12 protein-coding genes are annotated in these 12,282 nt (G+C 68.7%); all 12 read right to left on the bottom strand.

The annotated features are described in order from the left end of the window. Positions 1 to 351: 351 nt before the first annotated feature. The 12 genes from prmA to dprA all read right to left on the bottom strand — a co-directional run bounded on the left by prmA (position 352) and on the right by dprA (position 12,282). Positions 352 to 1,233 carry a 50S ribosomal protein L11 methyltransferase gene (prmA, locus tag D107_RS0111200; RefSeq protein ID WP_018865463.1) on the bottom strand — a complete coding sequence of 294 codons (882 nt, stop codon included), beginning with the start codon at positions 1,231 to 1,233 and terminating at the stop codon, positions 352 to 354. Between the two features lie 31 nt (positions 1,234 to 1,264). Then, complete coding sequence (accC, locus tag D107_RS0111195; protein WP_017942601.1) at positions 1,265 to 2,611, bottom strand: acetyl-CoA carboxylase biotin carboxylase subunit; 1,347 nt, start codon at positions 2,609 to 2,611, stop codon at positions 1,265 to 1,267. Between the two features lie 31 nt (positions 2,612 to 2,642). Further along, positions 2,643 to 3,113 (bottom strand): acetyl-CoA carboxylase biotin carboxyl carrier protein, encoded by a 471-nt coding sequence (gene accB / locus D107_RS0111190; RefSeq protein WP_018881490.1) that lies wholly within the window; start codon positions 3,111 to 3,113, stop codon positions 2,643 to 2,645. Between the two features lie 9 nt (positions 3,114 to 3,122). Beyond that, the gene (gene aroQ, locus D107_RS0111185; RefSeq protein WP_018865466.1) at positions 3,123 to 3,563 is read right to left on the bottom strand and encodes a type II 3-dehydroquinate dehydratase; all 441 of its coding nucleotides are present in this window, start codon (positions 3,561 to 3,563) and stop codon (positions 3,123 to 3,125) included. A 172-nt stretch (positions 3,564 to 3,735) separates the two neighbouring features. Further along, complete coding sequence (locus D107_RS0111180) at positions 3,736 to 4,398, bottom strand: OmpA family protein (protein WP_018865467.1); 663 nt, start codon at positions 4,396 to 4,398, stop codon at positions 3,736 to 3,738. Between the two features lie 104 nt (positions 4,399 to 4,502). Further along, positions 4,503 to 5,351 carry a shikimate dehydrogenase gene (gene aroE / locus D107_RS0111175; protein ID WP_018881489.1) on the bottom strand — a complete coding sequence of 283 codons (849 nt, stop codon included), beginning with the start codon at positions 5,349 to 5,351 and terminating at the stop codon, positions 4,503 to 4,505. After that, positions 5,348 to 6,364: a porphobilinogen synthase gene (gene hemB, locus D107_RS0111170; RefSeq protein ID WP_018876617.1), complete on the bottom strand. Its 1,017-nt coding sequence runs from the start codon at positions 6,362 to 6,364 to the stop codon at positions 5,348 to 5,350. Before hemB ends, aroE begins: the two co-directional genes overlap by 4 nt. A 22-nt stretch (positions 6,365 to 6,386) precedes the next feature. Then, positions 6,387 to 7,316 (bottom strand): oxygen-dependent coproporphyrinogen oxidase, encoded by a 930-nt coding sequence (hemF, locus tag D107_RS0111165; RefSeq protein ID WP_018881488.1) that lies wholly within the window; start codon positions 7,314 to 7,316, stop codon positions 6,387 to 6,389. A 16-nt stretch (positions 7,317 to 7,332) separates the two neighbouring features. After that, positions 7,333 to 7,938, bottom strand: a complete 606-nt coding sequence (locus D107_RS0111160) for an L-threonylcarbamoyladenylate synthase (RefSeq protein ID WP_018865471.1) — start codon at positions 7,936 to 7,938, stop codon at positions 7,333 to 7,335. Continuing rightward, the gene (locus D107_RS0111155; RefSeq protein WP_018865472.1) at positions 7,925 to 10,519 is read right to left on the bottom strand and encodes a DNA topoisomerase I; all 2,595 of its coding nucleotides are present in this window, start codon (positions 10,517 to 10,519) and stop codon (positions 7,925 to 7,927) included. Before D107_RS0111155 ends, D107_RS0111160 begins: the two co-directional genes overlap by 14 nt. Before the next feature lie 141 nt (positions 10,520 to 10,660). Next, positions 10,661 to 11,146 (bottom strand): DUF494 family protein, encoded by a 486-nt coding sequence (locus tag D107_RS0111150; RefSeq protein ID WP_018865473.1) that lies wholly within the window; start codon positions 11,144 to 11,146, stop codon positions 10,661 to 10,663. After that, positions 11,143 to 12,282: a DNA-processing protein DprA gene (gene dprA / locus D107_RS0111145; RefSeq protein WP_018878613.1), complete on the bottom strand. Its 1,140-nt coding sequence runs from the start codon at positions 12,280 to 12,282 to the stop codon at positions 11,143 to 11,145. Before dprA ends, D107_RS0111150 begins: the two co-directional genes overlap by 4 nt.

The raw sequence follows: 12,282 nt of genomic DNA, 5'->3' as shown, positions 1-12,282 counted from the left end.
CGTAGCTGCGTCCGGTCGAGCGAGAAGGACGGTACCGGCGCGACGATGACCATGGGTTGGCGTGTTCCTAGGGAAACACTGATCAATGTACACATTCGCGCTCGAGTCGCTTTTGCGTGCGAACAAGGCGCGGTGACTGCCGTGCAGTCATTCTGCACAAGGGAGCCGCAACGCTGTGCGCGCGCAAAAGCGGCCGAGCCCCTGCTTTCAATGGCTTGTGGGGTTGGCACCCCAGGTTCCCCGATCCTGCGTTGCGCCGCTCGCGGGTAGAACCACTACCCGCTGCACGACGCGCCTTGTCTCGGAAAACCTGGGGTGCCAACGCGAGTGTGTACATTGATCAGTGTTTCCCTAGCGCCGGCGCCCGCCGAGCAGGGCCCAGCCTTCGCGGCAGTCCTCGACGCCAATGTCAAAGGCATCGGAATAGGCCGCGATGACCTCGTCCGCCTGGCGTTCCAGCAGACCGGCCAGCAGGATACGCGCGCCGGGTTTCGCGGCCCGCGCGAGCTCCGGGGCCAGGTCGATCAGCGGCTTGGCCAGGATGTTGGCCAGCACCAGATCGTATTCCGCCGCGGGGACCGGGTGGTCGGTCAGGCCGGTTTCCAGTCGTTCGGGCGGGATGGCGTTGGCATCGGCATTGCTGCGCGTGGCCTGCACCGCCTGCTCGTCGATGTCGATGCCCAGCGCATGACGGGCGCCCAGCTTCAGGGCCGCGATGGCGAGGATGCCGGAGCCACAGCCGTAGTCCAGCACCTCCTGATCTCGCGGCGGCTGTTGGGCCAGCGCGGCCAGGCACATCGCGGTCGTCGGGTGGTTGCCGGTGCCGAAGGCGAGGCCGGGGTCCAGGCGCACGAAGGTGCCCTCCTCGATGGCCGGCTCGTCCTCCCAGGACGGCACGATCCACAGCGAACTGCCGCAGTGAATGGCGCCGAGGCCGTCGAGGCCGGCGCGCACCCAGTCCTGGTCTTCGATGGGCTGCACCTGGATCGCCTCGGGGGCCTGCGCCTGGCGCTCCAGCGCGGCGGCCGCGAGATCCGCCTGGGTGGTGTCCGGGAATACGGCCTTCAGGCGCACAGTGGACCACAGCGGATGGGTGCCGAGAGGAGGCTCGAACAGCGGCTCGTCGGCGGCATCGAACAACTCGACGCTGACCGCGCCGAGTTCAAAAAGCGTGTCTTCCAGCGGCTCGGCCTGTTCCGGGCTGATCTGGCATTCGAGTTCGGCAAGGCTCATGGCGTCAGGCTCTGGTGGTTGCGGAAAGGGCTCAGGCCTGTGCCTTCAGCTTCTTCTCGAGGTAGTGGATGTCGGTCTCGCCGCGCTGGAAATTGGCGTCGATCATCAGGTCGTGATGCAGGGCGACGTTGGTCTGGATGCCGTCTACCACGATCTCGCCCAGGGCCCCGCGCATGCGGGCCAGCGCGATCTCGCGGCTGTTCCCGTGGGCGATCAGCTTGCCGATCATCGAGTCGTAGTAGGGCGGCACGGCGTACCCGTTGTAGATGTGGGTATCCATGCGGATGCCCGGCCCGCCCGGGGCGTGGTACTGCTGGATAGTCCCGGGGCTGGGCATGAAGGTGCCGGGGTCTTCGGCATTGATGCGGCACTCGATCGCATGGCCGCTGATGTGCACATCGTCCTGGGTGTAGCCCAGCGGTTCGCCGGCGGCGATGCGGATCTGCTCGCGCACCAGGTCGATGCCGGTGACCTGCTCGGTGACCGTGTGTTCGACCTGCAGGCGGGTATTCATCTCGATGAAGTAGAACGCCCCGTTCTCGTACAGGAACTCGAAGGTGCCGGCGCCGCGGTAGCCGATGTCCTGGCAGGCGCGGATCAGGCGTTCCGCCATGGTCTGGCGCTGTTCGTCGCTGATCCCGGGGGCCGGGGCCTCCTCGATTACCTTCTGGTGGCGGCGCTGCATGGAGCAGTCGCGCTCGCCCAGGCATACGGCGTTGCCGTGGGTGTCGGCCAGGATCTGGAACTCCACGTGGCGCGGGTGTTCCAGGTATTTCTCCATATACAGGGTGTCGTTGCCGAAGCCCTGCTGGGCCTCGTTGCGGGTCAGCGAGATCGCGTTCAGCAGCGCGCCCTCGGTATGCACCACGCGCATGCCGCGACCGCCGCCACCGGCGGCGGCCTTGATGATGACCGGGTAGCCGATCTCGCGCGCCAGGGCCAGGTTGGTGTCCGGGTCGTCGCCCAGGGCGCCGCCGGAGCCGGGTACGCAGGGCACGTTGGCCTCCAGCATTGCCTGCTTGGCGGAGACCTTGTCGCCCATCAGGCGGATGGTCTCGGCGCGCGGACCGATGAAGGAGAAGCCGGAGGACTCCACCCGCTCGGCGAAGTCCGCGTTCTCCGACAGGAAGCCGTAGCCGGGGTGGATCGCGCCGGCATCGGTGACTTCGGCCGCGGCGATCAACGCGGGGATGTTCAGGTAGCTCTCGCCGGAGGCCGCGGGCCCGATGCAGACGGATTCGTCCGCCAGGCGGACATGCTTCAGGTCGCGATCGGCGCTGGAGTGTGCGGCGACGGTGGCGATACCCATCTCGCGGCAGGCGCGCAGGACCCGCAGGGCGATCTCGCCGCGGTTGGCGATCAGAATCTTTTCAAACATGCTCGGACCTGTTGGCAGGGAATCGGAGGGTTCAGCCGATGATGAACAGCGGCTGGCCGTATTCCACCGGGTTGCCGTTCTCGACCAGGATGTCGCGGACCGTCCCCGCCTGGTCGGCCTCGATCGGGTTGAGCATCTTCATCGCCTCGATGATGCACAGGGTCTCGCCGACCTCCACGGTCTGCCCGACCTCGACGAACGGCTTCGAGCCCGGGCTGGGTGCGCGGTAGAAGGTGCCGACCATGGGGGCGGTGACCCGGTGACCGTCCATCTCCGGGGTCGCGTCCGCCGCGTCCGCCGCGTCGGCCGGGGCGGCTGCGGGCGGTGCGCCGGCTGGTGCCGGTGCCGCGGCGGGCAGAGGGGCCGGGGCCGGTGCGGCGACGGCGGTGCCGCTGGCCGAGCGGGTGATGCGGACCGACTCCTCGCCTTCGTGGATCTCGATCTCGTGGATGCCGCTCTCGTCGAGCAGGTCGATCAGTTTCTTGACCTTGCGAATGTCCATGGAAGCCTCTTATTCCTTGATAGCCGCGAGCGCCGCATCGAGCGCCAGCCGGTAGCCAATGACGCCGAAGCCACTGACCAGACCGGCGGCGACATCGCTCAGACGCGAGGTCTGGCGAAAGGGCTCGCGGGCGTGGATGTTGCTGATATGGATCTCGTAGAACGGGATGGCAACACCCAGCAGGGCATCGCGCAGGCTGACACTGGTGTGGGTCAGGCCACCCGGATTGATCAGGATGCGTTGCACGCCCTCGCCGGGGGCGGCATGGATGCGGTCGATCAGGTCGCCTTCATGGTTGCTCTGGAAGCAGTCGAAGGAGGTGTCGGCCTGTTCCGCCCGAGCCCTCAGGTCGGTCTCGATATCCGCCAGGGTCTGCGCGCCGTAGCGCTCCGGCTCCCGCTGTCCCAGCAGGTTCAGATTGGGGCCGTTGAGCAGCAGTATGGACGCCATGGCAGGGGGAATCGGTAGCGATCCTGTCGAGAATGGACGCGATTGCACCGAAAAATGACGGTGCGGCGAATGTTCGGGATTTTGCCGCAGGAGGGGTGGGGGTGTCCAGCGCGGAGGGTGCCCCGGGCGCGCCGGTACCGCGCCCGGCGCGGTGCCGGCGTGCGGGTTTCGATCAGTCGGCGGTCAGCGGGAACAGGGTTAGTTCCACCCGGCGGTTCTGCTGGCGGCCCGCCTCGGTGTCGTTGGTGGCGACCGGCTGGTGCGGTCCGAAGCCGATGGTGTGCACGCGCACCGGCTGCACACCGCGGCGGATCAGGGCCTGCCCCACGCTCTGGGCGCGGCGCTCGGAGAGGTCCATGTTGTATTCGACGCGACCGGTGCTGTCGGTGTGGCCGGCGACTTCGATGCCGGTCTGGTCGAACTCCTCCAGGACCAGGGCCACCGAGTCCAGTACATCCTGGAATTCCGGCTTGATGTCGCTGCGGTCGAAATCGAAGGTGATGTTGCTCGGCATGTTGAGGATGATGTTGTCGCCGTCGCGGGTCACGCTGACGCCGGTCCCGCGCAGCTGCTCGCGCAGGGCATCCTCCTGACGATCCATGTAGTTGCCGATGGCGCCGCCGGCCAGGGCGCCGATGCCGGCCCCGATCATCGCGCGCTGGGTGCGGTTGCGGCTGCTGGTGACGCTGCCGAGCACGGCACCGGTGGCCGCGCCGATGCCGGCCCCGATGGTGGCGCGCGAGACGCGTTCTTCCCCGGTGTATGGATCGGTGGTGGTGCAGCCCATCACCAGGACCAGGGCACTGGTGGCGGCCAGGGCGAGGATGCGTTGCATGGTTCGTCTCCCGTAATCCGGTGGTCCGCCACGGCGGCGGGTCTGTCACCGGGCAGCTTGCGGCCAGCCGGGTGAACCGTCCATGAATCCGGAGAAAGGGTGGGCTATTGGCCGTCGATTTCGTGACGCAGTTCGCGGAGCACCGGGGCGGTTTCGGGGTGCACCCCGCGCCAGATCGCGAAGGCCTCGGCCGCCTGTTCCACCAGCATGCCGAGCCCGTCGCTACCGTTGCTGCAGCCCGCCGCCTCGGCCCAGCCAAGGAAGCGCTGGGCGCCGGCCCCGTAGACCAGGTCATAGGCCAGGCTGTCCGCTTGAACCAGATGGGCGGGGAGGTCCAGCGCGTCCTCGCCGAGGCCGGTGGCCGTGGCGTTGACCACCAGATCGAAGGGGCCCTGCGGCAGCGTGTCCAGGCCGCAGGCGGCCAGCCGGGTGGCCGGGGCGATATCGCGAAAGGCCTCGACCAGCCCCTCCGCGCGGGCGACGGTGCGGTTGGCGATGACCAGGGCCTCGGGCCCCCCCTCCAGCAGTGGCTGCAGCAGGCCGCGGGTGGCGCCCCCGGCACCCAGGATCAGGATGCGGCGGCTGCGCACGTCGAAGTTCAGGCGGTCGAGGTCGCGGCAGAAGCCGACGCCGTCCGTGTTGTCGCCATGGATGCGGCGCTCGTCGTCGCGCCACAGGGTGTTCACGGCACCGGCGTGTCGGGCGCGATCCGTGAGGACACGGGCCAGGGCAAACGCCTCTTCCTTGAACGGGACGGTCACATTCAGGCCCCGGAACCCGGAGGAGAACCACGCCCAGACCTCCTCGGCGAACTGCCCCGGGGTGCCTTGCAGGGCCTCGTAGGTCAGGTGCTGCCCCGTCTGTTCGGCGAACAGGGCATGGATGCGCGGCGACAGCGAATGGTGGATCGGGTTGCCGACCACCGCATAGCGATCCGGGCGCGGATCGCTCATCGGGCCGCGTCCTCCGCCAGCCATTCGGCCACGGTGCGGGCGTAGTAGGTCAGGATGCCGTCGGCCCCGGCGCGCTTCATGCCGGTCAGCGCCTCCAGCACGCAGGCGCGCTCGTCGAGCCAGCCGCGTTCGGCGGCGGCCTTGAGCATCGCGTACTCGCCGGAGACGTGATAGACGAAGGTCGGGCGCTGGAATTCGTCGCGGATGCGGCGGACCACGTCCAGATACGGCATGCCCGGCTTGACCATCACCATGTCGGCGCCCTCGGCCAGGTCGAGCGCGACCTCGTGCAGGGCCTCGTCGCCGTTGGCCGGGTCCATCTGGTAGGTCTCCTTGCCGCCCTTGCCCAGATTGCCGGCCGAGCCCACCGCATCGCGGAACGGCCCGTAGAAGGCCGAGGCGTACTTGGCGGAGTAGGCGAGGATGCGCGTGTGCACGTGCCCGCCGTCCTCCAGCACGGTGCGGATCGCGCCGATGCGTCCGTCCATCATGTCGGAGGGGGCGACCACGTCGGCGCCGGCCGCGGCATGCGACAGCGCCTGCTTCACCAGGGCCTCGACGGTGATGTCGTTCACAACAAAGCCGTCGTCGTCGATGATGCCGTCCTGGCCGTGGGTGGTGAACGGGTCCAGGGCGACATCGGTGATCACGCCGAGCTCGGGGTGGGCCTGCTTCAGTGCGCGTACCGCGCGCTGGGCCAGGCCCTCGGGGTTCCAGGCCTCGGCGGCATCCAGGCTCTTCTTCTCGCCCGGGACCACCGGGAACAGGGCCAGGGCCGGGATGCCGAGGCGCACGGCCGCGGCCGCCTCCTCCAGCAGCAGGTCGATGCTGACGCGCTCCACGCCGGGCATCGACGGCACCGCCTCGCGTACCCCCTCGCCCTCGGTGACGAAGACCGGCAGGATCAGGTCGTCCGCGCGCAGGTGGTGCTCGCGCATCAGGCGGCGGGAGAAGGCGTCGCGGCGCATGCGGCGCGGACGGCCGGCGGGATAGGGGGCGATCGGTGCGGTCATGCGGGTCGTCCTTGTTGGTGGGTCAGCCGGCGGACTCGGTCAGCCAGTCGCGCGGCTTCAGATAGCGCTTGTAGAGTTCGGCCTCGGGCGTACCGGCTTCCGGCTGGTAGTTGTATTCCCAGCGCACCAGCGGCGGCAGCGACATCAGGATCGACTCGGTGCGCCCGCCCGACTGCAGGCCGAACAGGGTACCGCGGTCATAGACCAGGTTGAACTCCACGTAGCGCCCGCGGCGGTAGAGCTGGAACTGGCGCTCGCGCTCGCCGTATTCAGTGGCGTGGCGGCGCTCGACGATCGGGGCGTAGGCGTCCAGGTAGGCGTTGCCCACGCTCTGCATGTAGCCGAAGGCGTGCTCGAAGCCGCCTTCGCTGAAGTCGTCGAAGAACAGCCCGCCGACGCCGCGGGGCTCGTCGCGGTGCTTGAGGTGAAAGTACTCGTCGCACCACTTCTTGTGCGCCGGGTAGAGGTGCTCGCCGAACGGGCGGCAGGCGGCCTCGGCGGTGCGGTGCCAGTGGATGCAGTCGTCGTCGAAGCCGTAGTAGGGCGTCAGGTCGAAGCCGCCGCCGAACCACCAGATCGGTTCCTCGCCGGGCTTCTCGGCGATGAAGAAGCGCACGTTGGCGTGCGAGGTCGGAACAAAGGGGTTGTGCGGGTGGATCACCAGCGATACGCCGGTGGCCTGGAACGAGCGCCCGGCCATCTCCGGACGGTGGGCGGTCGCCGAGGCCGGGAGGTTGTCGCCCATCACGTGGGAGAAATTCACCCCGGCCTGCTCGAACACCGCGCCCTCGCGCAGCACGCGGGTACGCCCGCCGCCGCCGGCGGGGCGCTTCCAGGCGTCCTCCTCGAAGCGGGCGCGGCCGTCCAGGCCCTCGAGGCCCTGGCAGATGCGGTCCTGCAGGCCCTGCAGGTAGTCGATTACGCGTTCGATGGAGACGTTGTCCTGGCTCATGCTGCGTCCCGGTTGATCAGTTGTCGGTATGGGTGTCGGGTTCCGGCGCGCCCCGGAGCCAGGCCCCGGTGCGGGCGTCGCGGATCGCGCTGGGTGCGGTGCGCCCGCCACATTCTGCCTGCAGGATCGCATCGATGCCGGCCCCGAGTTGTGAGGCAACGCAATCCCAGCTGCGGCAGGGCTCCGCGCCCGCACGGTTGGCGCTGGTGGAGACCAGCGCGCTTTCGGCGGCCGCGCACAGCGCGCGCGTCCCCGGATGGGCGGTGACGCGTACCGCGAGGCTGTCGTGTTCACCGCGCAGTAGCGGCGGGCAGGCATCGGTGACGGGCAGCAGCCAGGTGGTCGGCCCCGGCCAGCTGGCGTCGATCTCGGCGTGGTGCTCGGCCGGCAGCGGCGCCAGCCAGGGCGCGAGGCGCTCCAGCCGGTCGGTGACCACGATCAGCCCCTTGGCGGCCGGGCGACCCTTGATCTCGAGGATGCGATCGATCGCCCGGGGGGTATCCGGGCGGCAGCCAAGGCCGAAGACCGCCTCGGTCGGGTAGGCGATGACGCCGCCGTCGCGCACGCACTGCGCGACGGGGTCGATCTCGGTGCTGAGCAGTGGGGCCTTATTCGGATCCACGGTCGCCGGAGGGCTGGGCACTCAGGCGGCTGTCGCCGGTATCGCCGCTGTCGCCCGTTTTCGTGGCACCCGATTTCTTCGCCGGGGATTTCTTCGCGGCGGCCTTTTTTGTGCCCGTCTTGCTGGCGGTCTTCTTGCTTGTGGCCGCCTTTTTCGCCGGGGTCTTCTTCGTGCCGGACGACTTCGCCGTCGACTTGGCTGCGCTCTTGCCCGTGGCCTTTTTGTCAGCGGCCTTGGCGGAGGTCTTGCCCGAGCCCTTCGCGGTCGACTTGGCGGCGCCCTTGCGCCCGCGGCCCTTGCGCTCCGGAGCGGCGGCGATCAGTTCCTGGCACTGCGCAAGCGTCAGGGACTTGGGGTCGGTCTCCTTGGGGATCTTGGCGTTCTTGTTGCCGTCGGTCACGTAGGGGCCGTAGCGGCCGTTGAGGACCTGGATACCCTCTTCGTCGAAGCTCTTGATGAAGCGCTCGGCGTCCTTTTTCTTCTTCTCGGCGACGATCTCCAGCGCGCGCGGCAGCTCGATGGTCCAGACGTCATCGTCCGGGCCCAGGGAGGCGTACTTGGAGCCGTATTTCACGTACGGGCCGAAGCGGCCGATGTTGACCATCACCGGTTCGCCCTCGGGCGTCTCGCCGAGGTCGCGCGGCAGCTTGAACAGCTCCAGGGCCTCGTCGAGGGTGATCTTGTCCATCTTCTGCCCGGGCAGCAGGCCGGCGAAGCGCGGCTTCTCCTCGTCGTCCTTGGTGCCGATCTGCACGATCGGACCGAAACGGCCCAGGCGCACGCTGACCGGGCGTCCGCTCTGGGGGTCCGGGCCCAGTTCGCGCGACTGCACGGCCTCGGCGCGGGTGACGTTCTCTTCCTTTTCCTTTACGCGGTCGCGGAAGTCGCCCCAGAAATCCTCCAGCACCGGGACCCAGTCCTTTTCGCCGCGCGAGATCGCGTCCAGCTCGTCTTCCAGCTTCGCGGTGAAGTCGTAGTCGACATAGCGGTCGAAGTGCTGGGTCAGGAAGCTGTTCACGATCCGGCCGGTATCGGTCGGGATGAAGCGCTTGCCGTCCATCTCCACGTACTCGCGCGACTGCAGGGTGGAGATGATGCTGGCATAGGTCGACGGACGGCCGATGCCGTATTCCTCCAGCGTCTTCACCAGACTGGCCTCGGTGTAGCGCGGCGGTGGCTCGGTGAAGTGCTGGTCGGCGGTGATCTCGGCGAGCTGGACCGTGTCGCCCTCGGCCATCTCCGGCAGGCGCTTGTCCTCGTCGTCATCCTGCGCGTCGTCGCGGCCCTCCTGGTAGACGGCGATGAAGCCGGGGTCGACCAGGGTGGAGCCGGTGGCGCGGAACTGGTGCTGGCTGTCGCCCGGGACCAGGTCGGCGGCGACGGTGTCGAAGGTGGCGTGGATCATCTGGCAGGCGACGGTGCGCTTCCAGATCAGGTCGTACAGGCGGGCCTGGTCGCTGCTCAGGCGCTCGCGCACCTCGTTCGGCAGGCGGCGAACGGAGGTCGGGCGGATGGCCTCGTGGGCCTCCTGCGCGTTCTTGGACTTGGTCTTGTACTGGCGCGGGCTGTCGGGGACGTTGTTCGTCCCGTAGCGCTCCTCGATCAGGCCGCGGATCTCGCCGATCGCCTCGCCGGCCAGGGCCACCGAGTCGGTACGCATGTAGGTGATCAGGCCGATCGCGCCGGAACCGAGGTCGATGCCTTCATAAAGCTGCTGCGCGGTGCGCATGGTGCGCGATGCGGTGAAGCCGAGCTTGCGCGAGGCTTCCTGTTGCAGGGTCGAAGTGGTGAACGGCGCGGCCGGATTGCGGCGGCGCTGCTTCTTCTCGACCTTGGCGACCCGGAGTTCACCGCCGGCGGCGTCGGTCAGGCGCTTCTGGGCGTCGTGCGCGAGTTCGGCGCTGTTCAGGTCGAACTGGTCCAGCTTGTTGCCGTCCAGGTGTGTCAGGCGCGCGGTGAACGGCTGCTGCTGGCGCTCGGCCTTGGCGTCCAGCGTCCAGTATTCGCGCGCGACGAAGGCCTCGATCTCGTTCTCGCGCTCGCAGATCATGCGCAGTGCCGGGCTTTGCACGCGCCCGGCGGACAGGCCGCGCTTGATCTTGCGCCACAGCAGCGGGGACAGGTTGAAGCCGACCAGGTAGTCCAGCGCACGGCGCGCCTGCTGGGCATCGATCAGCGGCTTGGCCAGGTCGCGCGGCTCCTCGATCGCCTGCTGGATCGCCTTCTTGGTGATCTCGTGGAACACGACCCGGTGCACCCCGCGATCGTCCAGCAGGCCGCGGTCACGCAGGACTTCGTAGAGGTGCCAGGAGATGGCCTCGCCTTCACGGTCGGGGTCAGTCGCGAGGATCAGGTCGTCGGATTTCTTCAGCGCCTTGGCGATCGCCTCGATCTGCTTCTCGCTGCGTTCGATCACGTCGTACTTCATGCGGAACCCGTTTTCCGGGTCCACTGCCCCTTCCTTGGGGACCAGGTCGCGAACGTGGCCATAGGAGGCCATGACCTGGTAGTCCGGGCCGAGATACTTCTCGATGGTCTTGCCCTTGGCAGGGGACTCTACAATAACGAGGTGCTTGCTCATGTCGCTCGGGACCGTCTCCGTGGCAGCGGGTTCCGTGTCGGGGCGGTGGCGGTTGCGCGCATGCAACCGGGTTCACGGGCGCTAAAGACTAGAGGAGGAAAATGTCTGTGGCTACCGTGTGTCCACCGGAAGACGGGGCAATCAGTGAAGATAATCCACGGCACTGGGGCCCGAATCGTCGCGCATGACCTCTTCCAGGCGGGAGTAGGCGATCGCGTCGTCGGGCTGGTTGAACAGCACCATCAGCACCACCCAGCGCAGCTGGTCGAGGTCGATCTCCTCGGCGTCCAGCTCCATTACGCGGTCCAGCACCAGCTCGCGGGTGCCGGCGGTCAGCAGGCCGTTTTGCTCCAGGTGCAGCAGGAAGCCATGGGCCTCGGTATCCAGGCGTTTTTGCTCTTCCGGGGCATAGATCCGCTGGGCGGCGCCGTCGCCGCCGCGCCCGGCCAGGGGGGCCTCGCTCATCAGGCGGTCCAGCCAGCCCAGAGCGCGGTCGATCTCGCGGCGGGCAAAGCCGGCCTCCACCAGGTGGCGTTCCAGCTCCGAGCGGTCCGGCTCCTCGTCGGATTCCTCGTCGATGGTGTGCTCGAAGAGATACATGAGCACATCCAGCACATTCTCGTTCATGATTCGGGGGATCCTGCGTCGAGGCGCTGGTAACGCCCGTGGTCGAGGGCGGCCACACGGCCATGGAGTTCAAGCAAAACCAGCATGGATGAAAGCTGTTCGATGGTCAATTTGGTGCGTTCGCGCAGGGTTTCCAGCGGGACCGGGTCGAATCCCATCGCGTTCAGTACGCGTTCCTGCTCCGGATCCAGCGGGTCGGAGGCGGGTTCGGCCGCGGCCGGAGGCGCATCGGGCGCGACGCCCAGCCAGTCCGCGAGGTCATCCAGGATCTCCTCGGCCGACTCCACCAGCTGGGCGCCATCGCGGATCAGCCGGTGGCAGCCGCGGCTGGTCGGGCTCAGCACCGAACCGGGGACGGCATAGACCTGGCGCCCCTGTTCGGCAGCCAGCCGTGCGGTGATCAGGGATCCGCTCTTCAGCGCCGCCTCGACGACCAGGGTCGCCAGTGACAGGCCGCTGATCACGCGGTTGCGCTGCGGGAAGTTCCGCGCCAGCGGCCGGGTATCGGTGGGCCACAGCGAGACCACCAGGCCATGGTCCGCGATGCGGTGCGCCAGGCGCCGGTGCTGGGCGGGGTAGATGCGGTCGGGCCCGGTGGCCACGACCGCGATGGTGCGCCCGCCGGGCGCGGCCAGGGCGCCTTCGTGGGCGGCGCCGTCGATGCCCCGGGCCAGGCCGCTGGTGACCGTCAGCCCGGCCCCGGCCAGCTCGCGGGCGAATTCCGTGGCGAGGCGCTCGCCCTGCGGGGTGGCCTCGCGGCTGCCGACGATGCCCACCTGCGGGCTGCGCAGCAGCTCGCGCGCGCCGTTCAGGTACAGCACCGGGGGCGGGTCGGGGAGTTCCGCCAGCAGGGGCGGGTAGTCGGGGTCGTCCAGACACAGCAATGTGTGCCGGGGGTCGGCATCCAGCCAGGCCTGGTCGGCCTGCGCCCCGGCCTCGCGGGCTTTATGGGCGGTGGTGTCCAGCTTGAGGTCGACGCCCGCGCGCTGCCATTCGGCCGCGGGGGCGGCCAGGGCGTTGCCCGGGGAGCCGAAGGCCTCGACCAGTTGCAGCATGCGCCGCGGGCCGAGGCCTGGGGTGTTGATCAGTTGCAGCCAGTCCTCGTGCGGGGCGGCTGTCGCGCCGGCATCACGCAT

It is taken from the genome of Thioalkalivibrio sp. ALE30, assembly GCF_000377465.1.
Lineage (GTDB): Bacteria > Pseudomonadota > Gammaproteobacteria > Ectothiorhodospirales > Ectothiorhodospiraceae > Thioalkalivibrio.
Note: the sequence above shows the minus strand (reverse complement) of the source record. Positions and strands in the feature narration are given on the sequence as shown.